General features: G+C 70.6%; 17 protein-coding genes and 1 other RNA gene. 8 read left to right on the top strand and 10 right to left on the bottom strand.

What is annotated here, in order from left to right; all coding sequences use genetic code 11:
- Positions 1–58 precede the first annotated feature (58 nt).
- The 7 genes from AB0411_RS32440 to AB0411_RS32410 all read left to right on the top strand — a co-directional run bounded on the left by AB0411_RS32440 (position 59) and on the right by AB0411_RS32410 (position 8,221).
- The gene (locus AB0411_RS32440; RefSeq protein WP_366420853.1) at positions 59–988 is read left to right on the top strand and encodes a DUF4429 domain-containing protein; all 930 of its coding nucleotides are present in this window, start codon (positions 59–61) and stop codon (positions 986–988) included.
- Positions 989–1,037: 49 nt separating this feature from the next.
- Entirely contained in the window at positions 1,038–1,973 is a 936-nt protein-coding gene (locus AB0411_RS32435) for an SDR family oxidoreductase (RefSeq protein WP_366420852.1), read from the top strand.
- Between the two features lie 348 nt (positions 1,974–2,321).
- Entirely contained in the window at positions 2,322–3,356 is a 1,035-nt protein-coding gene (locus tag AB0411_RS32430; RefSeq protein WP_366420851.1) for a peptidase, read from the top strand.
- A gap of 212 nt (positions 3,357–3,568) precedes the next feature.
- Entirely contained in the window at positions 3,569–4,183 is a 615-nt protein-coding gene (locus AB0411_RS32425) for a hypothetical protein (RefSeq protein ID WP_366420850.1), read from the top strand.
- Positions 4,176–5,570, top strand: coding sequence for an MAB_1171c family putative transporter (locus AB0411_RS32420; protein ID WP_366420849.1), 1,395 nt, complete (start codon positions 4,176–4,178; stop codon positions 5,568–5,570). The genes AB0411_RS32425 and AB0411_RS32420 overlap by 8 nt, the downstream gene beginning before the upstream one ends.
- A 157-nt stretch (positions 5,571–5,727) precedes the next feature.
- Complete coding sequence (locus tag AB0411_RS32415) at positions 5,728–7,059, top strand: FAD-dependent oxidoreductase (RefSeq protein ID WP_366420848.1); 1,332 nt, start codon at positions 5,728–5,730, stop codon at positions 7,057–7,059.
- A gap of 211 nt (positions 7,060–7,270) precedes the next feature.
- Positions 7,271–8,221: a phytoene/squalene synthase family protein gene (locus AB0411_RS32410; RefSeq protein WP_366420847.1), complete on the top strand. Its 951-nt coding sequence runs from the start codon at positions 7,271–7,273 to the stop codon at positions 8,219–8,221.
- A gap of 60 nt (positions 8,222–8,281) precedes the next feature.
- Here the strand turns inward: AB0411_RS32410 and AB0411_RS32405 are convergent, their stop codons facing one another.
- The 9 genes from AB0411_RS32405 to AB0411_RS32365 form a co-directional block, all read right to left on the bottom strand.
- Positions 8,282–9,013, bottom strand: a complete 732-nt coding sequence (locus AB0411_RS32405; RefSeq protein WP_366420846.1) for a helix-turn-helix domain-containing protein — start codon at positions 9,011–9,013, stop codon at positions 8,282–8,284.
- A gap of 935 nt (positions 9,014–9,948) precedes the next feature.
- Positions 9,949–10,680 (bottom strand): DUF7873 family protein, encoded by a 732-nt coding sequence (locus AB0411_RS32400; protein WP_366420845.1) that lies wholly within the window; start codon positions 10,678–10,680, stop codon positions 9,949–9,951.
- 129 nt (positions 10,681–10,809) lie between these two features.
- Positions 10,810–11,640, bottom strand: coding sequence for an META domain-containing protein (locus tag AB0411_RS32395; protein WP_366420844.1), 831 nt, complete (start codon positions 11,638–11,640; stop codon positions 10,810–10,812).
- Positions 11,641–12,122: 482 nt separating this feature from the next.
- Positions 12,123–12,536 carry a hypothetical protein gene (locus AB0411_RS32390; RefSeq protein ID WP_366420843.1) on the bottom strand — a complete coding sequence of 138 codons (414 nt, stop codon included), beginning with the start codon at positions 12,534–12,536 and terminating at the stop codon, positions 12,123–12,125.
- A 392-nt stretch (positions 12,537–12,928) separates the two neighbouring features.
- Positions 12,929–13,552 carry a hypothetical protein gene (locus tag AB0411_RS32385; RefSeq protein WP_366420842.1) on the bottom strand — a complete coding sequence of 208 codons (624 nt, stop codon included), beginning with the start codon at positions 13,550–13,552 and terminating at the stop codon, positions 12,929–12,931.
- Entirely contained in the window at positions 13,549–14,187 is a 639-nt protein-coding gene (locus AB0411_RS32380; RefSeq protein ID WP_366420841.1) for a hypothetical protein, read from the bottom strand. Before AB0411_RS32380 ends, AB0411_RS32385 begins: the two co-directional genes overlap by 4 nt.
- A 25-nt stretch (positions 14,188–14,212) precedes the next feature.
- On the bottom strand, positions 14,213–15,487 hold the full coding sequence (locus tag AB0411_RS32375; RefSeq protein ID WP_366420840.1) for a hypothetical protein: 1,275 nt from the start codon (positions 15,485–15,487) through the stop codon (positions 14,213–14,215).
- Positions 15,488–15,493: 6 nt separating this feature from the next.
- Positions 15,494–15,730 (bottom strand): hypothetical protein, encoded by a 237-nt coding sequence (locus AB0411_RS32370; RefSeq protein ID WP_366420839.1) that lies wholly within the window; start codon positions 15,728–15,730, stop codon positions 15,494–15,496.
- Positions 15,731–15,857: 127 nt separating this feature from the next.
- Positions 15,858–20,558: an FtsK/SpoIIIE domain-containing protein gene (locus AB0411_RS32365; protein WP_366420838.1), complete on the bottom strand. Its 4,701-nt coding sequence runs from the start codon at positions 20,556–20,558 to the stop codon at positions 15,858–15,860.
- 252 nt (positions 20,559–20,810) lie between these two features.
- On the opposite strand from AB0411_RS32365, the gene AB0411_RS32360 reads away from it, so the two are divergent.
- Positions 20,811–21,098 carry a WXG100 family type VII secretion target gene (locus tag AB0411_RS32360; protein ID WP_366420837.1) on the top strand — a complete coding sequence of 96 codons (288 nt, stop codon included), beginning with the start codon at positions 20,811–20,813 and terminating at the stop codon, positions 21,096–21,098.
- 382 nt (positions 21,099–21,480) lie between these two features.
- On the opposite strand, the gene rnpB is transcribed toward AB0411_RS32360, so the two are convergent.
- Positions 21,481–21,881, bottom strand: an RNA gene (gene rnpB, locus AB0411_RS32355) — RNase P RNA component class A.
- Between the last annotated feature and the right edge of the window lie 90 nt (positions 21,882–21,971).

Below are 21,971 nucleotides of genomic sequence, written 5' to 3'. Positions count from 1 at the left end.
CGCAACGGACGCGGCCGGACAATCACGGCACCCGGCGTGCCTCCGTAGGATTCGGGGCATGGCTGAACTGATGGTGCGGGACGGCACCTGGACCTTCGACGACGCGGCGGTGCGGATCGTTCCGGGGCACGAGCGCGGGGTGCACAAACTCCGCCAGGACCTCGGTGAGTTCACCGTGCCGCTGATCGCGATAGCCGGGATCGCCTACGAACCGGCCCGCAAGGGCGGCCGGCTGCGACTGCGGCTGCGGGACGGCGCCGACCCGCTGCTCCAGGTCACCGGCGGCAGCCTGCCGGACGAGGCGAACCCGTATCAGGTGGCCGTGGACGCCGCACGGACCGATGTCGCCGAGTACTTCGTGGACGCGGTGCGCCAGGCCCTGATGCTGGAGCAGGTGCCGGACGGGCCCGCCGACCGCTATCTGCTGCCCGGTCCGGCCGTGCCGCTGTCGGCCGCCGGGGTGGACGGCCTCGCCTCCTTCGACGGCGAGCGGGTGCATCTCGAATGGCGCTGGAACACCGGTGAGACCAAGCGGCAGTGGGGCCCCAGGGAGTTCGCGACGGCCGACCTGGAGGCCGTGGAGTGGCGGGCCGCCGCCGGGCTGGAGTCCGGCTACCTCCGCTTCCGGCCGCGCGGCACGACGGAACGCGTCAAGCCGGAGCACGACCCCAACGCCATCGAACTGTGGGGCTTCAAGAAGGAGAGCGGCACGACCGCGCTGCTGGCGGCCGCGGTCGCGGCACGGCTGCCGCATCCGTCGGCCGGCCAGGACAGGGCCCGAACGGCCCCCGCCCCGGCCCTGCCCGCCGCCGCGGCACCCGCCACGGCCGCGCCCCCGGCGTCCGGCGCGGCCCCCGCCGACGACCATGACGCGCTGCTGCGCCGGCTGCGCGAACTCGGCGAGCTGCGCCGGGAGGGCATCCTCACCGAGGAGGAGTTCGCCGCCACGAAGGCCGCGGTGCTGCGGCGCTTCCACTCCGCGGACTGAGGCGCGGCGGCTGCCCGTCCGCCCGCCGTGCGCCGTTTACGCTGCCGCCATGGCAGAGAACACAGAGCCGGCAGGGGCAGCGCGGACGGCACCGAGGGCACGGGCCGGGCAGGTGGGCGGCACGGCGACCGCGGACCGGCCCACGCTGCCGGCGCCCACCTCGCGGGGCGGACACAGCACACAGACGGCACCCGTGCCCCAGGAGACACGGCAGGACGGGGCGGCACCCCGGAAGGTCGCCGTGGTCACCGGCGCCGGCTCCGGCATCGGGCGGGCGGTCGCCCATGCGCTGCTCGACGCCCACTGGACGGTGGTCCTGGCCGGGCGGCGCGCACCGGCACTGGCCGAAACCGCCCGGCTGGCGGGCCCGGTGGACGCCGGCGGCCCCGCGGTCCTGGCGGTGCCGACCGATGTCACCCGCCCCGACGAGGTCGACGCCCTCTTCGCCACCGCCCGCGAACGCTTCGGCCGGGTCGACCTGCTCTTCAACAACGCGGGCACCTTCGGCCGGGCGGTGCCGCTGGAGGAACTCTCCCCCGACGACTGGCGGGCGGTCGTCGACGTCAACCTGACCGGTTCCTTCCTCTGCGCCCAGGCCGCGTTCCGCGCCATGAAGGCCCAGGAGCCGCGGGGCGGGCGCATCATCAACAACGGTTCGGTCTCCGCGCACGCCCCCCGCCCGCACTCGGTCGCCTACACCGCCACCAAGCACGCGATGACCGGCCTGACCAAGTCGCTGTCGCTGGACGGCCGTCCGTACGGCATCGCCTGCGGCCAGATCGACATCGGCAACGCGGCGACCGAGATGACCGGCCGGATGCAGACCGGCATCCTGCAGGCGAACGGCGAGCTGGCGGTCGAGCCGGTGATGGACGCGGCGGACGTGGCCCGCACGGTGGTGCACATGGCGGCGCTGCCGCTGGCGGCCAATGTGCAGTTCGCGACGGTGATGGCGACCAACATGCCGTACATCGGGCGGGGTTGAGGCTGCTGCCGGGAAGGGTTGAGACTGCCGCCGGGCGGGGGGAAGACGTCGCCGGGCAGGGTCGAGACTGCTGCCGGAGGGGGCGGGGCCGCTGCCGGACGGGGCCGGGCCGCTGCCGCGCCGAGGTGACGCCGCCGCGGGCCGGACGGCAGCCTTCGCCCGGCGGAGTGGCGCCACCGCACCGTCCCGGGCGTCGAATCCCCGTACGACCCCTGCCCTCCTGCCGCTTCCGGTGGCACCCTTGCCTCGGATCCGCACCACTCATCTGCCGGGGCCGCGCCGCGCGCGGCCCCGTTCCCCCGCGGCCGCGCGCCCCGTCGCGCGCGGCCCCCGCAGAAGGAGTTACGCGTGAGACGAACCGCTCGTGGCATACCCGCAGTTCAGGGCATACCGGCGCGGCACCCCGCCCGCCGGTCCCGGGCCGCCCTCGGCACCCTGACGGCCGCCGGTACGCTCCTCGCCCTGCTGCTCCCCACCGGCCCGGCCGCCGCCGTGCAGAACTCCCACCGCTCCCCCGCCCCGCAGACCGCCGCCAGCGCCTTCTGGACCGCGGACCGGATGCGCGCCGCGGCGCCCCTGGACCTCGCCGCGCCCGCGCGGCAGCCCGGCACCGTGGTCCCGCGCAGCGCCCCGCTCACGGTGTCCCCCACCCTCCCGCGCCTGCCGAAGGCCCCCTCCCCCGTCTCGCTGCGCCCCGCCGCCCTCCCCCAGGCCGGCGGGCCCTGGACCGGCGGCGGCGCGGTCACCAAGACCACCGGCCGGGTGTTCTTCACCTACCAGGGCCGTACCGCGTCCTGCTCCGGCGACGCGGTGACCAGCAGCAACAAGAGCACCGTGCTCACCGCGGGGCACTGTGTGAAGCTGGGCGGCGCCTGGCACACCAACTGGGTCTTCGTCCCCGGCTACCACGACGGCGAGGCCCCGTACGGCAAGTGGTCCGCGGCCAAGACGCTCTCCACCCCCCAGTGGACGGCGAGTGAGGACATCAACTACGACGTCGGTGCCGCGGTCGTCGCCCCGCTCGACGGCAAGAAGCTCACCGATGTCGTCGGCGGTCAGGGCCTGTCCTTCAACTCCGGCTACAGCCAGCCGATGTACGCCTTCGGCTTCCCCGCGGCCGCCCCGTACGACGGCAGCAAGCTCATCTACTGCAGCGGCACCACCTTCAAGGACCCGTTGTTCTCCGGCGACCACGGCCTGGCCTGCAACATGACCGGCGGCTCCAGCGGCGGCCCCTGGTTCACCTCGTTCGACGAGAAGACCGGCACCGGCCTGCAGTCCTCGGTGAACAGCTTCGGCTACCAGTTCTGGCCCAACACCATGTTCGGCCCGTACTTCGGCGACGACGCCAAGAACCTCTACACCACCGCCCAGTCGACCTGACCTCCCCGCCCGCGCCCCGGGGGCCGTACGGACACACTCGTGCGGCCCCCGCGGCGTCCCTCGGCAGCCGTACCATCACTCCGGCTGAGACCGGTACGTCCACCCGCCCGGCACCCGGGCCTCCGGGAGCCGGCCGGGTGCGGAGTCCGCCCGGGCGCCGTACTGTTCCGTCCTCACCCCGAGCGCAGCAAGAGCCGTAGGAGTACACGTTCATGTGGTGGCCCCGCCGTCATGGTCCAGCGCAGCAGGAGAAGCTGCCGCAGCCCGCCCACCGGCCCCCCAGCTCCCCGTGGACCTCGCTCCGGGAACAGTTGGCGGTCCTCCTCGCCACCTGGTCCGTCACCCGGCTCGTCCACCGCGACCTCGGGCTGTCCGGGGTACGGGACATGCAGGGCCTCGTGGACGCCGTGGCCGTACGGCGCAACAAGCCGATCACCCTCACCGAAGTGCCGCTCCCGCAGCAGGTGTCCGGATTCTGCGCCCGGGGCCGGGACCGCGACTTCATCGTCGTGGACTCCACCGCGAACGAACTGACCCGCCTGCACGTCGGCCTGCACGAGCTGTTCCACCTGTGGGAGGAGCACCCGGCCGAGGACGGCTCCGCCGGGGGGCTGATGACGGAGGAGACCGTGCGGCAGCTGCTTCCCGGGCTCAGGACCGGCCCGGTGCTGCAGATCCTGAACCGGTCGCACTACGACAGCGCCCATGAGCGGCGGGCGGAGGCGTTCGCCACCGTGATGCTCCAGCGCCACCTCGAACTGCGGCGGGACCAGCGCACCAACGGGTTCCTCTCCTCGGCGCTCTCCCACCGGAGGTCCGGTGTCTGAGAGCGCCTCGAACGTCGTCTACCTGGCCATCGCGCTCATCGACTTCGTGATCGCCGGGTGGAAGTGCCTGGCACTCCTGCGCGACCGCACGCCGACGCTCTCCCTGATCACGGTGAACTTCGTCGCGTCCGGCCTGGTGTTCGCGATGGCCGCTCCCGCGGGCTACCGGATGCTGGGAGAACTCACCGGTGTCCCCAGCTTCGCCACCCTTCCCGTGTACATCGGCATCCTGAGCTGCTTCTCCCTCCTCCACGTCCTCACGATGCTGTGGGACCCCCGGCTGCGGCAGAGCCCGGCGGTGCTGCGCCGGCAGGTCACGGTGTGGTCGGCGGCGTACGTCGCGGCGCCCGCCGCCATGGTCGCCGCCTTCTGCTCCGCCGACCTGTCCGGGCCGGCGGACCCGCTGAAGTTCAACACCGACTTCGCGGACGAGCCGCCGATCCAGGTGTTCCTGGGGATCTTCCTCGCCACCCTGGCCTGCGCGACCCTGAGCACCTACCGGCAGTGCCGCACGCTGCGGCCCGAGGGCGCCCGGTTCCAGCGCGCGCTGCGCTCCTTCGGGACGGCCATGCTGTTCGTCTTCGGCTATGTGGTGTGCTCCGTCCCGGCGATCGTCCTGGCCGCCTCCGGCAACCACGCCCTGGACACCGTGGGCGTGCTCGGCTCCACCTTCGGCTCGATCGGCGCCCTGATCACCAGTTACGGCCTCTCGGGTGCCGCGGTCGGCGCGTGGCTGCGCGAACGCCGTGACATCAAGGCCCTGCAGCCGCTGTGGGACCTCGTCGTCGAAGGGGTCGACGAGGAGCTCGCCTTCAGCGTGGACAGCGCCCGCAGCCACCGCCTGGCCTGGAACGTCGGGTTCAACCTCCATCGCCGCGTGATCGAGATCCTCGACGGCATGCGGGCGCTGCGCCCCTGGGTGTCGCCCCTGCCCGCGGCCGCCGTGCGCGCCGCCCACACACAGGAGACGGCACGGGGCTCCGCGGACGCGCGGCGCCGCTCGGAGCGGGAACTGCAGGCGGCCGCCACCGCCGCCGCCCTGCGGGACGCGGCACAGCGCCTGCAGGCCGCCCGGCGCGAGGCGGCGCTTCGGGGGCAGGCCGGCCCGCAGCCGCCCGCGGGCCCGCCGGTGGCACTGCCCGGCGAGGACACCCCGGCCTCCGGCGAACGCCAACGGCTGCTGCGCGTCGCCCAGGCGCTCACCGACCCACTGGTCTCCACGGCGCTGCGGGCGGTGCGCACCCAGCGTTCGGCCCACGAGGCGGCAAAGACGGCAGCGCCGGCGCAGACGGACGAGGGGGCGGAGGCGGACGAGGGCTCCCCGGGGGCCGAAGAGGCCGAAGCAGCGGAGCGCGCCGAGCGCTCCGGGAGGGCCGACCGGCAGTAGCCGGCGGGACATCGGCACTCCGGGCCGGGCCCTCCGCACCCACCCGTGCCGCCGGCCCGCTACGGCAGAATTGGCCGCCCCCGTGCCGGCCCCGGGCGCCTCGACCCCGCCCGGCGCCCCGTGGCGCGGGGCGTCATCGAACCTATGGGGGATTCCTGTGAGACGAGCTGTTGTCCTCGGCGGGAGCATCGCGGGCCTGTACGCCGCACGGGTGCTGAGCGACCATGCCGACGAGGTCGTCGTGATCGAAGCGGACGACCCGGGGGAGGACGGCACCGGCCGCGGCGCTCCGCAACGACAGCAACTGCACGCCCTGCTGTCCATGGGCCACACCCACCTCGAACGCTGGTTCCCGGGCATCACCGCCGAACTCGTCGCCGGCGGGGCACACGCGGGAGTCGGCCGCGAGGTGCAGTTCTACGTGGACGGCACGCTCAAGGCGCCCGTCCCCGACCTGCGGATGCTGGGCGCCACCCGGCCGTTCATCGAGACCCGGGTCCGCCGGCGGGTCGCGGCCCTCCCCCGGGTCCGCATCGTGCGGGGGCGGGCCCATGATCTGCTGTTCGGCGCGGACCGGGTCCGCGGCGTGCGCCACACCACCGCCGACGAAGCGTCAGGCCGGCCCGGCCCCGGCGAAGAACTCGACGCCGACCTGGTCGTCGACGCCATGGGGCGCTCCAGCCGTCTCGGCACCTGGCTGCTCCGCGCCGGGTGGGACCAGGCTCCGCTGCACCGGATGAGGATCGACCTGGGCTATGCCACGGCCGTCTTCCGGCGCGGCGACGAACTCCCCGGTACGGTCGTCGCACACGCGTCCCCGGGCCCTGCCAGCGGGTACCAGCCCACGCTCAGCGAGCCCGGGGCGATGGTGGCGGTGGAGGGCGACCGCTGGATGGTGGTACTGGCCGGCTACACCGACCACCGCCCGGGACGCGACCCGGCCGACTTCCTGGCCCGGATGCGGCGTTGTGTCCCGCCGCTGCACGAGGTGGCCGACCGCTGCGCCATGCTCGGCGAGGTGCGGACCTACCACTTCCCGGAGAGCCGGCGCCGCGACTTCACCCGGCTGCGGCGGTTCCCCGGGGGGCTGGTGGCCGTGGGGGACGCCGTCGCCTCGGTCAACCCGATCTACGGGCAGGGCCTGACCCTTGCCGCGCTGCAGGCCACGTGCCTCTCGGCGTATCTGCGCACCGGGGCCCGGCCGCACGCGCCGGCCCTGGACTACTTCCGGCGGGCCGCCGTGGTGGTCGACGCGGCCTGGCAGCTGTCGGCGACCGCGGACCTCGCCCAGCCCCATGTGACGGGCCCCTACCCCCGTGGCTACCGGCTCGCCCGCTGGGCCGTCGACAAGATCACGGAAGCCTCCGTCCTCGACTCCGAGGTCAACCGGGCCTTCATGGACGTGGCGCACATGCGCCGCCATCCCAAGTCGCTGACCCGCCCGGCCGTACTGGCCAGAACGGCCCGGGTGCTCGCGGCCGCCCGCTGACGCCCGCCGCGCACCGCACCGCCCCGCACCGCCCTTCTCCTTCCGGGCCCGCGGTGCGGTGTGCGGGGCCGAGAGACGGCCCGGGCCCCCTCACGGGCCATCACCTAAGGTGAAGCCGCACCGCCAAGCGGGGCCGTCACGACGGGTCTGTCACGACCGGCCAGTCACGACGAGCGCTCATGAAGGACCGTACGAAGGAGGGGAGCCGGCGATGCCCACATGGCCGAAGACGCTCGACCGGGCAGGGATCACCGACCCCTCGCTGCGCCGGGACCACAGCGAACAGCGTGCGCGGGTGGCGCGCTACGCCCGCGCCGAGTACACCGCCGTACGCCTGCTGCTCCCCGCACCGCTCGTGCCCGACGTCCTCGCCGCGACCGCGTTCATGCACCACAGCGACGACCTCATCGACCAGGGGCCGGCCGGCGAGCGCAGCGCCGCGCTCGCCGACTGGGAGAGCCGGGTGCACGCCGCCCTCAAGACCGGCGAGGCCGACCGGCCCGTGCTGCGCACCCTCCTCGACACCGCCGCCAGGCGGCCGCAACTGCGCGAGCGCGTCGAGGACTTCCTCGCCGGGGCACCGCTGGAGGTGCGGACGACCGGCTTCGCCACGGAGCGCGACTTCCAGCAGTACATCGACGGCTACTCGCTGCCCGCGTTCCTGCTCATCGCCTGCCTGCTCGTCGACGGAGCGCCCACGGACCGGTTCGTCGCCGGCTGCCGGACCTTCATCGAGGCGAGTCAGCGCCTGGACTTCCTCAACGACCTGTCCGAGGACCTGGCCGGCGGCCGCCTCGGCCTCCCCGAGGAACTCCTCGCCCGGCACGGCCTGTCCCGCACCGGCCTGGCCGGCAAGGGCGGCGCCCCGGACCGGTTCCGGGCGCTGCTCGGCGACCAGGCCCGGCAGATCCGCACGGGGCTGAGGGCGTCGTACGGACTGGTGGACCTGGTGCCCGCCCCCAACCGCCCGTTCGTCCGGGCGCTCATCAGCATCCAGGGCCTCACACTGCGCGCGGCGGCCCGCAAGGGGACCGCGCTGCTCGACGACTCCGCCCGGCCGAACGTGGCGGCCGCCCTGCGGGTCCTGGCCCGGGAGTACGCGGCGGCTCGGCGGCGGCCCGCGCCCGGTGGCGGCGCGCCGGGGACGGGCGACACCGACTGACCTCCGAGGCGGCCCGCGCAGACCGGGCGGCCCGGGCAGACCGGCGGCGTACGGTCCCGTTCAGTCGCTGCGGCGCCCGGAGGCCGGACGGTCCTCGTTCTCCGGCCTCGCCAGCCCCAACAGGCCCTGGATCAGCGGAAAGACCCGGCGTCTGCTCCTGGAGGGCAGGGAGCGCATGCGGTCGGTGAGCTCACGCACCTCGGGATCCTCGCCCTCCGGCCGGCTCAGCGCCTCCGAGAGCGCGTCCCGCAACTCCCGGTCGATCCTGCTGTCACCGCAGGTGCCGCTGCGCATCGCCAGCCGGTTGATGCCCTTGCCCCGGAGCAACGCCAGGTGGGTCAGCTGCTCGTGCGTCGACTGCAGTGCCCGGTAGAGGGCCTGGCGCTCGGTGGCGGTGAAGAAGCCGGGCTCGACCTCGAAGAACTTCTCCAGTTTCCGGGTGACGTCCAGCCCGGGGCTCTTCCGCTTCCCGTTCAGCAGGTAGCCGACCTGACCGTGGGAGATGCCGGCCCCCGCGCCGATCTCGTCGAGGGTGTACATCCTCCCGTCGGGCTTGCGGCGGGTCTCCCGCAGGAAGACGAGGCGGTCCTGGAAGGAGTCCTGTACGTTCCCGGACTCCTCGCCGGTGTGGTCGAGCAGCGCCTGTACGCGGGGGACCGTGAGGCCCGTGCGGTGCGAGAGGTGGTCGAGGTCGATGACGTCGCGCCCCAGATCGAGATCCCGGAGAAGCTCGTCGATCGCTGCGACGACGGCTTGCAGCCCATCCGCCGGGTCCACGTCCGAGGCATCCATGGCGATGGGCGGTCTCCTGGTCGGTGGGCAGACGGGGCGGCGGCGCACTCGCGGCCGCTCTGAGACTAACGGTCAGCAAGCACCGTACGCCATGAGTGGCACCACAATTGTGTCGGGGAGCTTCCTCGCGGCCCCACTGTACCGCTTCCAACACTGACGAATTAAACGATTGTTGACAACGCCGTGCGGTTGAAGGATCCTCGCCAAGGCGGTGCCACCGAACGACCGGTGAGCACCTTGCGCGGGAGGCCGCTCACATGGTTCCCGTGCCGCGCAACTGCCGCCCCACTCGGCGGTGGTGCCGGGCTCCACAGGGGAGAGCCCGGCACCACAACCTCCCGTGCGAGGCCGCGGTGCGCGCCGCCGCGCGGGACCGGCGTCTGCCGGCGCAAGGGGCAGACCCGGTCCTGCAACCGGGGCAGTTGCGGCGCCCCCGGACGCCAGGGAGCGCTCCACGGCAGTCGAAGGGGGCCGACCAAGGCCGGGGCCCCGTCGGGCCACCAGGCATGCGGCAGAGGAACGGGCCCGGGAAGAGGAACGGGCCCGGGGGCGTAGCCTGCCCCCGAGCCCTCAGATGCCACCCCATTGCGCACGCCGGCACGGTGAAGAGCGCGGGTCAGTCATCATGTCGTCGTGTTCTGCCTTTGAACTACCGCGCATCGGAAAGAGAGCTGCACGGGCCGGACTTGAACCGGCATCCGACGACCAGGCCCGGCCCGGTCGATCCGGCGATCGGTGGCGAATACTGAGACTGGAGCAAGAGTCTGAGATTGATTGCGGTCCGCCTCTGCCGAGTTGGGCCACCGCGGCCCGGAAGTGCCGCGGGGAGGACTTGAACCTCCACTGGAAACCGCATTCGTCACGACAAGCTTCAGTTTCAGCTTGCGCTCCTCGCGCACCCCGAACGCCTCGTGACGCCCGGGGAGTTGTTGACGCTACCCGAACAGGTAGCCGAAGACGGCCTCACCCACCCGCTCGTCTGTGACCTCGGCCCCGTTCGCCTCCTCGCGGGCGAACTTCACCGCCTGCTGCAGCTTCTCCACCCTGTCCAGCAGTTCGTTCACCCGTCGCGCGGGCAGCGCGCCGGAGAACTTGACGGTCGTCCAGTAACCGACCGGGACGTCCTCGTAATAGACATCGACCTGCGCCGGATGCTTGTCGGTGGCCTCCGCCTTCACATGGTTGCGGGGCACCTTCTTGGTCCGTACGGTCCGGACCGGCTCGGTCTTCCAGGCATCCGTCGAGGGGTCCTGCACCCAGGACTCGGACGCGTCGAGCACCGGCAGCTTCCGGATGAAGGTCTGCACATCGGCGAGCTGCTTCTCCAGGAAGAGCAGGTACGACACCGGGACCCGGCTGAGCAGCGTCCGCCCCTCGACCTTCACATCGGCCCGCGCCGTGCAGTTGGCCCAGTCCTTGGTGGCGGTCACATCGAACAGCCGCGTCAGCGTGGCGGCCGTCTCCCGCAGCACGTCCTCGGCCTTCACCTGGACCCGCGTCGACTCGGGCGGCAGTTGCTCGCCCTCCTCGTCCTTGGGCTGGTACGTACGGGAGATCCCGGCCAGCAGCGCCGGCTTCTGCAGTCCGTGATGAGCCGCCGTCAGGTCCTGGTGGGACTTGGACTTGACGCCCTTCTCCACGGCAATGATCTGGTTGAGTTTCGCCACACCGGCAACGTAGCAGGGGCGTTGATCCACCATCGAATGATTTTTCGAGACACCGCCACGATGCCCCGCTCCCCCGCGCGAAGAGGCACCCCCGCCGCTGCAACCACTGCTGCTGCCACCGCTCACTGCCTATCGACGCCGAAGGGCCGAAAACATCAGCCCGGTTTCGACGGACGGGAAGCCCAAGTCCTCCGTGAGGGTCATACTCCCCCTCCCCGCCTGCGCCGCGTACGTGTAACGGAGCGACTTCTTCAGCGTCTTGAGGATGTCGGCCTCCTCCACCATGACCTGCCTGCCGCACCTGCGGTCCGTCGTGAGCACCGGTTCGCGGAAGAACATATGAAGCCCGGAGAACGTGGCTTCGGCGGTGAAGTCGTTGCACCCGAGTTTGCCGGTCACCTCGCCGTTCTCGTGGAAGTCGAAGTACAGCTGCTCGCCGGCCGCGAGATCGGGCCCCACCCCGTCGTAGACGGTGACGGCCTGGAGGTTCCACCTCCGCTTGAAGAAATCATCACCTCGGGCCTGCACGAAGGTGAGGTCGTCGCCCAGCGGATTCCGCAGATGCAGCAAGGTCTCGCCATGGGGGCGCTCCTGGGAAAGCGAAAGCTTCCCCTGGAAGACCTTCTCCACCTTCTTCTCGAAGTCCGTCAGCTCCTTCTCGCCGGCCGCGCTGTCCGGCTGACACGGCCCCGGCCCCTCCACCGGCGCTGCGGGCGACGCCGTGGGCGGGGGAAGGGGGGCGAGCTCCTCGCCCAGCCGGAGCCGGGCAGCCGCCACCGCGGCCTTCTTCCGGAACGGCCTGCAGCCGTAATCGCCCGTTGCCGTGCCGTCGTCGTGCAGCGCGACCCACGCCCTCGCCTCGGGTGGCAGGCTCTCCTCACGGCCTCGTACCGTGACGCCCCGTAACTTCCACACACCGTCCGACAGCAGCCCACCCGCCCCCGGCGGCCGCTTCTTCACGGGCGAGGCGGCAGCCGAGGCACCCGCCGACCCACCGCCCTCCGTCCCCCCGCCCGGGTCCGGCTCACCACCGCACCCCGCAAGCACGACGAGCGCCGTCACAGCAGCGACAACGGACACGGGAGCGAACCTTCGAGACGTCTGCATACCGAGCAAGATGCCCGAGCCGCGGGTCTGGTTGCCGGGCTCAAGGCCGGGCCGGTGGTGGTGCGGGAGCCCGCACCACCGGGGTACGGTCCGATGCCTCGGCCGGGCGGGCGAGTTCCGACAGGCGCGTACCTGCCCTGGAGGGCCCGTGTCTGTGCTCCGCCGGAGGCCGGGCCAGGCTGCTCGGCGGTGATGCCCTGCCCTGCCGCGGGGGGGACCGCCGTCATGCGGTGCGGCCCGCACGTGCCGGGTACCGCGAGGATGGCGCGGAAACGCGGATCCCGGGCGGACCACAGCCTCCGGATCTCCGCCTTGGCTCCGCGCCCGTGCGGCGGCTACGCGCGCTCGCCCCGGGACATCCGCATACAGCCCCATGTACCGAACGCCACGAACAGCGTCGCCAGAGCGGCGATCACGCCTGCCTGGGACCCCGGCTCCCAGGACTCGCCCTCCGGGGCGGCCACCCCCTGGGGGTCGTACCGAACTCTCAACACCTCGCCTCGGTCGACCCCGTCCTCGCAGCCGTGAGTCTCCTTGAGGTCCGGCCTTATCTCCTGGCCATTGAGCTTCCGCACGGCGCACTGACGGGTCTTGTTGGAATGGTCATGCGCCACCGCCACGACCTTGGCGTCGGCCCAACGGCCGCGCTCCTTCAACGCCGCGTCCTCGCCCGCTCCTTGTGACACAAATGCCAGCACGGAGCCGGTGACAAGTGGCAGCACGAGCTGCCACGCCAACTTCCGCTTCATGTGGGGGACACGCCGGATCCCGAAGACCGGCACCATGAGCGAAGCGAGCGGCAAGAGGAGCCATCCCACCACAGGAACCGCACCCCTGATCCACGGATCCAGCGGGACCGCAGGTGCCGACCACGCAAGTCCGATGATTCCGGCCAAACACACGAGGTAGAACAACAGCCATCGCAGAAATACTGATCGGCGTTCCCGGGCTTGCCCCTCGGAAGCAACCCCGTCGCCGACGGCGAACTCGCCCTCCTCGCGCGCCATTTACTACCCTAACTTTCTGTGTGCCGATTATAGTTCAAATAAAATTCGCGCGCCATTTCTCCGACACTCCGAAGCTGCCAGCACACGAGCCGAAACCGGGATCGCCCCGCTCTTGAGGCCTCATCACCTCGCCGTCAATCGACTGCGACGTCTTCCGGGTGCACCACCTTCAGGCTGCGAGCGAATGCGTCGAACGCGTCGATATTCGCGGACACCCAGCCGAGGTCGTCACTGACGGTGCGCATGGACAGATCGATGCCGTAGGACTCGACGCGCCAGCCGTAGTTGACCGACATGCAGAGCGCTTCTCCGCCCTTCGGCACGAAGTGGCGGATGGAGCGCCGCCCCTTGCCGAGGTTGTCCGTGGTGAAATCCACGATCTGGGGGTCCTGCGCGGCCCCCGGCTCGTTGCGCTGCACCAGTACGTCCAGGGCCTGCTCCAGCGGCCCGTCCGACCCGGCGGCGTAGAAGAAGAACGGCACAAGGCCCCTGCCGAGGTCCGGAGCGTAAACGAACATGTGCTGCATGGGGATCTGCTGCGGAAACTGTTCGGAGAAGCCCTCAAGCATGCGCGCGAACTCCTTCACCTGCGACTTGTCACGAGGCCCCTCGGGCTCGAGCTCCCATCGCAGCTCCGCGCACTTCTTGGCCCACTTCCGCCGTTGCCGGCCGGCCCCCCTCCCCTCAAGGATGGGGATGGCCAGCCATGCTTCCGAGGCCGGCTCTTCGGTGAAGTCGAGTGCGTACGGAATGCTCATGCTGTGCTCCAACGGAAGGTGGTCATGACGGCGTCGAAAAGCTCGGTGAGGATTTCCAGAAATTCCTGCGGGGTGCCCTCGGGCGTGAGTGTGGTGAACGAGACGATGAGCCATTCGCTCACCTCCCCGGAGTCCGGTACCGGCACCACGTAGTTGACTTGCCGACTGGGAATCGAGTCCGCTTCCTTCGGGTTGGCGGGGACGGAACGCTGACAACGAACGCCGGGCACGTCGTCCAGCTCGATGTCCTCCGACGGCCCGAAGTCCTTGGTCAGATGGCGCATGATCTCGCTCGGCGATGCCTGCGCGGCGAAACCTGGGAAAACCTTGGAGACCAGGAATGACGCGGGCGCGACGAATCCGTGGATCGGCTCCACGGGAAGGTAGACGTCGACACCGTTCCGGCGCCTGGCGTCGGCCACGGCCCGGTTGAGTCGATGGTGCAGCTCAAGCCGGGCTTGCGTCACCTTCTCCTTTGGGGTCGCCGGGTCCAGGTATGTGACAGCGTGATCCACTATCCCCTTGATCGCGTCCTGTGTCTCGGACTTCGATCGCAGTGGGATGCGGTCCCATCCCGGCGGCATCAGGAGCGTGTAGCCACCGACCGCCATCCTAGGGATTTCCAAGGTGCTCATTCCTCGCGTTTCTCAGGGGGGCCGATTACCAGGCCGAGCTGGCAGGTACCTTCCAGTTCTCGCCCTTGAAATCGTTGTAGGAATCCCAACTGGGCTTCTGCCAGCCGCCGGTCAGCTCGCCAACAGCGTTCAACGTGTCGTTGTCGCCGAGAGCCTTGTCGCCGACGTCCGCGGCGAAACCGGTCCACTGCATGCCGGCCGCTCCACCGTATGCCAGGTGCCCACCGTGGACGGCCGCTGATGAAACGGCATCCCCGTGCGCGGCGGCGTTCGACCGGATCCCCTGGAGGATGCCGATGGCTTCGTCGTCACCCTGGTTCAGGATCTTGCCCAACGTACTGATATCGGCGGTGTCGCCCGCAACCTTTCCGGCGTCGCGGGATATCAGCTTCCGCAGGGTGTTCATCTCCGACCTGATCGCCACCTTCGAGGCGTCGTCCCCGGCGTTGGCAAGTGCGTTGGCGAACTGATTGCGCATGCCCTTGGTGGCGGCCAGCCCCTCCTTGAGGCCCGCGGTACGACTCGCGGTGGCCGCGGTACGCACGCTGGAACCCGCTGCCTTCAGACCCTTCACAGCGAGCCCACCAGCGGCGAACGTCACCAGACCAATGCAGTCGAACGCCACGTCCATCCAGGTTGCCTGTCCGGCGGCCACCAACGTCATTCGACCGGCGACAACCGCGAGGCCGATCGCGAGGCCGATCGCGACCAGGACGTTCAGTCCGGGGATGAACATCGACACGATGGCGAGTGCCGTCCCGATCCAGCCGAGGATGTCGAGGAACAACTTGAATCCCTCGGAATGCTCCTTCACCCAACCGACCGTGTCATCCCAGAGGCTGTCCTCGACGCTGTCATCGAGCGCGTCCTCGATCTGGCCACCGATTTTCGCGCCGAAGCTCACATAGTGGTCCACGGCCTCGTCCATACGGGACTGGGCCGCCTCCACTGCGTCCTCGTCCTTCTCGTTCTGCTGCGCCTGACTACGCGCCTTCAGGGTCTCTCCCTGGGCGTGTTCCAGCTCCTTCGCCCATTCCCGGAGCAGGCCGGCGACCTTCTCGTACCGGCCCTCGACCTTGCTGAGCTTTCCCGCGAGATCCTCCGATCCCTCGGTGAGCTTCTCCGTGTACTTTCCCTTGAGGTTCTCGGACTTACCGACCTCACGAAGGGCCCGTGACTGCTCCCTGATGGTCTCTGCGATGTTGTCGAGCCGCCGGGCTTCTTCCCGGACCTCGTAGGGGTCACCGGGAGTCGGGTCACTCTCGGCGATAGGAGACCAATCGACCGGACGCTTACCCATGATTCCTTACTCCCCCTTCTCGCCGTCGGCCTCTTTGAACTTCTTGATGACTTCCTTGACCCGCTTTTCGGCGTCCTCCATCTGTTGCACGAGCTCTTTTCGGTGGTCATCCCAGTTGTCGACGAACTCCTGCATGGCCCCGATGATGTTGCCATTGCCGTAGGCATCCGCCATGGCGTCCTGGTTGGCCCCGCATGAATTGAACTCGCGATTGAGCCTGGCGAAGTTCTTCTTGATCTCCAACAGCTCGTCGTACGAAACTCGCAGGTCGCTCAATGCGCCCGACCTCCCCCTTGGTTGATCCTGTATGAGACCGCCTGCCGGCCCGGCCACCCGGGGACCGGCAGGCGTAAAGCTCGATCGAGCGTCATCAGCCCATCGGCACGGCCACCGTGAACGCCTCCCCGCTCCCCAGGTGCAGCAGGCCCTTGCCCGGGGTCACCGGGCCGCCCACCGCGCTCCGGCTCAGGCGCACGCCGATCAGTTCGCCGCTCGACGTGTCCTGCGGGGACAGCAACAGGCCGCGCTTGGACTTCTTCAGGTCGACCTGCCAGCCGCTGAAGCCCGAGCAGACGTCGTCCTCGTCGCCGGCGATGACGATGCCGATGCCGCGGTCGGCGCCGGTCGCGATCAGCCTCTTGAACTCGTCCTCCGCATCGCAGTCCTCAAGGAGTTCGCCGTCGTCGATCAGGACCACGATCGGACGCTCCAAAGACGCCGTGGCCAGGGCCTCCTTCAGCTCGTCCTCCTCGATGTCACTGCCCGTGAAGACCGCCAAGACGCCCTTATATCCCTCCAGTTGACGCAACGGAGAGGTCCGCGGTGCGGCAATGACCAAGCGGGCGCCGCGGCGGCCCACGAACGTGGCCGCCAGGTTCATCAGCACGGTCGAGCGACCCGACTTCGCCGGGCCCGCGATCACGAAGCCCGGCAAGCCCTGTGCCAGGTCCGGGCCGAAGGCCGTCAGGTCGTCACCGCCGACACCCACCAGGCCCCACAGCCGCGAGGCGGACACCGCCGGATCGACGTGCTGCCACGCCTGGTTCAAGGTGATGCGGCTGGGCAGCGAGTCCACCCGGAAGGGCCGCATGGCCCGCGGCACTGCCGCGTCCCGGTGGGCCGTCCCCTCTCCGATGGCCGCAATCGCCGCGTTCTGGCCCTGCCCGGTGGCGTCCTCGCTCAGCAGCGCGAACTGGATCTCCGTACCCGTCTCGTTGCGGAACGCTCGGCCCGGCGCGATCTCGTCCGGCACCTTGCGGCTGTTGAGGCCCAGCATCGAGAAGTCGGTACGGTCCGAAAGGCGCAGGGCGAGCTTGTCCTCCGTCAGCGAGGAGATCCGGCCCGTGAGGAGCTGCCGGTCGCCCGTGATCACCAGGTGGATGCCGACGCTCGCGCCCTCGCGCATCAGGGTCAGCAACTCGTCGGTCAGCTCGCCGTGTTCCAGCTCGCCCAGGGACGAGACCCAGCCCTCCCAGCGGTCGAGCAGCAGCACGATGTGCGGCAGCCGCTGGTCCTGCGGCGCCCCGGCGCGCTGCTCGCCGATGTCCGCGAAGCCGTACTGCGCGAGCAACTCCTGCCGCCTGCTCGCCTCCGCCGACAGGCGGCGGACCAGGCGAGCGGCCCGCTCGCTCTGGTTGCGGCCCACCACCGCGCCGCAGTGCGGCAGCTTGGCCAGCGCGTTGAGTGCGCCGTTGCCGCAGTCGATGCCGTAGAGGTGGACGTCTGCGCAGGAGAGGGTGCGGGCCAGGGAGCCCGCGATCGTTCGCAGCACCTGGGAGCGGCCGCTGCGCGGCGCACCCGCGACGAGCAGGTGGCCGAAGGTGGCGAAGTCGATCGCGGCCGCGCGGCGGGACTGGCTCGCCGGCAGGTCCTCGATGCCGTACGGCGCCGGAGGCAGCGCACCCTGGCCCTGAACGGGCGGCAGGTCCTCCGGCAGCACGGTCTCCGCGAGGGCCGGCAGCCACGGGCTGTGCTGCTGCGGGATCTGCAGGTGGGCGTTGGCCTCCCGGATGGCGTCGACCAGGACCTTCAGGTCGGTGATCTCCTCTTCCTCGCTCTTGGCAGCCGCGGGCTTCACCAGCGCCTGGCGGCCCAGACCGGCCCAGTCCAGCTCCCCGGTCCACGGGGCGAGGGCCATCGGGTCCACGGTGCCGGGACGGCGACCGCCGACACGGCCGGACTGGAAGGGAATGAGGGAGGCCGCGCCGGTGCGCACGTAGGCGCGGCCCGGGTTGTTCTTGGAGATGTTGCCGGCCTCGGGCGAGTCGATGACGTCCGTCGACTCGCCGCCGTCGGTGACCCGCAGGGCGATCCGGAGGTTGGTGTTGGCCCGGATCTCCGGCGAGACCACTCCGGACGGCCGCTGGGTGGCCAGCATCAGGTGGATGCCGAGGGAGCGGCCCCGCTGGGCGATGTTGACCAGGCCGGTGACGAAGTCCGGCATGTCGCGGACCATGGACGCGAACTCATCGATGACCAGGAGCAATCGGGGCAGCGGCGCCATACCCGGACTCCGGCGCACCTGGTCCTGGTAGTCCTCGATGTCCTTCGCGCCGACCTGGGCCAGGATGCGCTCACGGCGGTGCAGTTCGGCGCCGAGCGACTCGAGGGCGCGCTCGACGAGGTGGGCGTCGAGATCGGTGACCATGCCGACGGTGTGCGGCAGGTGGACGCAGTCCTTGAACGCGCTGCCACCCTTGTAGTCGACGAGCACGAAGGTCATGTTCTCCGGCGTGTTCGCCACCGCGAGCGCGGCGACGATCGTCTGCAGCAGCTCGGACTTGCCGGAACCCGTCGTACCCGCGATGAGGCCGTGCGGCCCGTCCTTGCGGATGTCGATGCCGAAGGGACCGTCGTACGACTCGCCGACCATCGCCAGCGTGGACTGCCCGCCGGTCTGCCAGCGGCCGACCACCGCGCCGGCCGTCGGCGGCTCCATCCCGATCACGTCAAGAAACCGGCTGGCGTCCGGCAGCGCGCTGTCCGTCGCCTCACCGCTGATGTCGCGCAGCGGAGCGAGGGCCCGGGCCGCCCGGGCGCACCAGGCCGGCGAGACGAAGTCGGGCCGTACGCCCAGGACCTTGGCACTGCCCTCCTGCTGCACGCGCAGCCGCATCACGGAGGGGTCGATCTGCTCGCCGGCGGTCGGCGTCGCGGGCGCGGGGGCGCCGCCCTGGTTGTTGAAAGCGAGCATCACAGCGGCGGTGTTGGTCATCTCCGGCGAGGCGGCCGCAGGCGACTTCTTCTGCTTCTTCTTGCGGCGCGACTTGCCGGCCTCGGCCTCCTTCTTGCGCCGCTCCTCCTCGGCGGCCTGCCGCAGCACCTCCATGGCGTCGGTCGCGCCGCCACCGGCCTGCTTCTCGTGCCGGGCGTGCCGGGAATTGCGCGGCTCCGCGATCACGATGCCCTTGCACTCGCCCGGCAGGAAGCGCTCCTCCTCGTCCAGGCAGATCGCGTACATCGATACGGCCGGGCCTTCCTGGAGCAGCCGTACGACGCCGGGCATCGAGCGCAGCCGGCGCGAGCCGTCCCAGACGACGACGATGTCGGGGTCGGCGAAGCCCGCCTGACCGCGGTTCTCCTGGGCGGCCTTCTGCCGGGCCTCAAGGATCTGGGTGAGTTCACCGATACGGGCGCCGACGGTCTCGGCGTCGTTGCCGATGAGGACGTTGGCGTCCTGCGCCGTCGGACGGGCATGCGGCAGCCAGCGGACCCAGTTCCAACTTCCCTCCCCGAGCGCCTCGGTGAGCACGTAGAACTGCACGTCCAGCGGGCTGTGGAGGACGGCCGCCTGCGTCACCGTCCACCGCGCCAGGCTGCGTGCGGTGTCGCCGGGGCCCGCGAAGCCGATCACGCCGAGCCGGCCCAGGTGCAGGGCGACGGGGGTGTCCGCGATGTCCCAGGTGACCTGGCGGCGGTGGTCGTCCTGCTCGGGGTCGTCGAGGACGACGGCGGAGGACAGCCGGCCGGTGCCCACCCGCAGCAGCAGGTGGTCGGCGTCGCTGCGGCGACGCTCCCACAGACGGGTGCGGGGGCCGGTGGCGTGGGCCCAGACGGTGCCGGGGTCCGGGTGGTCGAGGTTGCGGTCGCCGCGCTCCAGGACCAGCGCCTCCTGCGCGTCGCGCTCGATCCGGGCCTTGTGCTCCTCGTACTCCTGGACCTGTTTGGCATGGGACTTGCGGCCGTGCTTCTTGTCCCAGAAGTAGTTGCCGAGCATGATCAGCGGGCTGAAGACCGCCATCACCAGGTACGTCGCGCGCCCCATCACCATCGCCATGGTGACGGCCATGACGAGCGGGGACAGCGCCATCAGCCAGGGCAGCGGCCGGGCCTCGTGCTCCTTCGGGGGCGACGGCAGGCGGAACTTGGTGGTGCGCTCCGGCAGGCGCAGCCGCGGCGGGCGGTTGTAGTCGAGCCCGGAGCCGTCGTCGGACCACTTCAGGGCCGCGTCCGGGGGCGTGTAACGGGCCACGTCGAGCAGGGTGTTGCCGATGGCCAGCTGGGAGCCGACGCGCAGTTGCTGCCCTTCGAGCGGCTTGCCGTCGACCCGCACCTCGAACTTGGGCCCCTTGTTCTCGGGCGCCGCGCCGGGCCGGCCGGGCTCTCCGCCTTGACCGGCGTGCACGGCCAGGCGGAGGTCGTCCGGGGCCACCACGTAGAGCGTCAGGGCGCGCTGGGGCAACTCCGGGTCATTGACGATCAGTTGGCAGCCCTGGCCGGAGCCTATGTCGTACCGGCCGATGCCGAACCGGTACACGGCACCGGCGTCGGGCCCGCCGGCGACCCGGATCTCGATGACGCCGGCCTGCTCGCCGGGCAGCGTGCCGGAGGGGTCGTCCAGGCTCACGACCGCGCCGTCGCGCAGCGGGGAGGTGGCGACGGTGTGGTGGGGGTCCACTTGGGAGTTGTCGAGGTAGAGCACGGGTCCGGGCTGTCCGGCCGCGGCCCCGCCCCGCACGCGGACCGCCAACTCCCGGGCAACAGCGTCGATTCGGGCCTCGGGGTCGGCGTCGAGGACGAGGTCTTTGCTGGCGTTCGTATAGGGATCGACGACAGTCAGCTTCAAACGCACACTTAGCTCCTCCTCGAAATACCTCTCTACGAAAGAGAGAATATCCCTCCCGGCGACTCGGTCGTGCGCCCGCGATATGTCTCAACAACGCCCGACTTTCGCGGAGTTAACGGACTCGGCGTCTGCGCTTATGTGCGCCTGGCGCGGGTTAGCGATTAGGGTGCCCAACGGCGTGCGCCCAACCCGGTGCACGCCACGCGTATGCCGAGAGGGGGAACCTCGCGGTTGTCGAACGGAGGGAAGGGGAGCGTCATGGCCAAGGACCTTGATGTCACATATGAGGACATGCGGGCCGCCGCGAAGAAGATGAACCGCGAGAAGGAGCGCATCGAGGAGAAGCTTCACGACCTGAAGTCCTACATCGACGGCCTGCTCGAGAACGGCTTCGTCACCCGGTCGGCCTCGAAGAAGTTCGGCCACGACTTCGACGAGTTCAAGCAGGGCATGTCGAAGACCAACGAGGGTCTCGACGGCCTGGCCCAGTACCTGGAGAAGGCCGCGGACTCCTTCGAGAACCTCGACCAGGAGCTCGGCAAGTAAGTCGGCGACTGCCGCGGCTGAGCCTTCCTGCGCACACGGCTCCGGGGTGAGGGCGGTGCCGGCCTGATTCGGCCGGCACCGCCCTCACCCCTTTGCTGCTTTCTGCGGCATGGCGCTGGGCGTGTAATGAGCGGCCGGGCCGCGCCGAATCCGCACCCGCATGTTCTCCACTTCGGTTACATCCCTTACAGCGCGTCCACAAAGTATTCACAGGCACCCGCTATCGGCGGCCTTGTCCATTTGGCGGCCGTCGCCCTTGCCCTGGCGATGTGGCGCCGGAATTTCGTGATTCTTTCCCTCGTGAGGCCGATGACGGTCATGGCGAATTGCGCCATGGACAAGGTGCATGGCGGTACGCCGCATACGGCGGGAGGGGGAAAGGCGGACGAGTCGGCCTGTACGCCGGGTTCTGTCGCCCCCGGTCCTTGCGGGCCGGGGGGAGACGGCCATCCATCTAGGGCTGCCGTTGCCGGCAGCCTCGTGCGGTCTACCCGCGGACTCGGGCGGGCAGCCCTCGGTCGTCCGCGCAGAGGCATCAGCCGATGCCTCCTCTTGACCTTGCTCCAGGTGGGGTTTACCTAGCCCTCCGAGTCACCTCGGAGGCTGGTGGTCTCTTACACCACCGTTTCACCCTTACCGGAGACCGAAGCCTCCGGCGGTCTGTTTTCTGTGGCACTGTCCCGCGGGTCACCCCGGGTGGGCGTTACCCACCACCTTGCCCTGTGGAGCCCGGACGTTCCTCGGGGGGATCGTCGATCCCCACGCGGCCGTCCGGCCGGCTCGTCCGCCGTGGCGACCATGCTACCCGTAGGGGGCACCGGCCCTCGCCAGGCTTCCCCGTACGCCGCCGGGGCCCGCTCTTGACCTTGTCGC

It is taken from the genome of Streptomyces angustmyceticus (assembly GCF_040701845.1).
GTDB classification, from domain to species: Bacteria; Actinomycetota; Actinomycetes; order Streptomycetales; family Streptomycetaceae; genus Streptomyces; species Streptomyces angustmyceticus_A.
This window is presented reverse-complemented; position numbering and strand designations above follow the sequence as displayed.

Excerpts from the sequence above, each read along its gene's own strand:
- AB0411_RS32440 (WP_366420853.1), top strand. The coding sequence starts at position 59 with ATGGCTGAACTGATGGTGCGGGACGGCACCTGGACCTTCGACGACGCG.
- AB0411_RS32435 (WP_366420852.1), top strand. The coding sequence starts at position 1,038 with ATGGCAGAGAACACAGAGCCGGCAGGGGCAGCGCGGACGGCACCGAGG.
- AB0411_RS32425 (WP_366420850.1), top strand. The coding sequence starts at position 3,569 with ATGTGGTGGCCCCGCCGTCATGGTCCAGCGCAGCAGGAGAAGCTGCCG.
- AB0411_RS32410 (WP_366420847.1), top strand. The coding sequence starts at position 7,271 with ATGCCCACATGGCCGAAGACGCTCGACCGGGCAGGGATCACCGACCCC.
- AB0411_RS32405 (WP_366420846.1), bottom strand. The coding sequence starts at position 9,013 with ATGGATGCCTCGGACGTGGACCCGGCGGATGGGCTGCAAGCCGTCGTC.
- AB0411_RS32390 (WP_366420843.1), bottom strand. The coding sequence starts at position 12,536 with ATGAAGCGGAAGTTGGCGTGGCAGCTCGTGCTGCCACTTGTCACCGGC.
- AB0411_RS32385 (WP_366420842.1), bottom strand. The coding sequence starts at position 13,552 with ATGAGCATTCCGTACGCACTCGACTTCACCGAAGAGCCGGCCTCGGAA.
- AB0411_RS32380 (WP_366420841.1), bottom strand. The coding sequence starts at position 14,187 with ATGAGCACCTTGGAAATCCCTAGGATGGCGGTCGGTGGCTACACGCTC.
- AB0411_RS32375 (WP_366420840.1), bottom strand. The coding sequence starts at position 15,487 with ATGGGTAAGCGTCCGGTCGATTGGTCTCCTATCGCCGAGAGTGACCCG.
- AB0411_RS32360 (WP_366420837.1), top strand. The coding sequence starts at position 20,811 with ATGGCCAAGGACCTTGATGTCACATATGAGGACATGCGGGCCGCCGCG.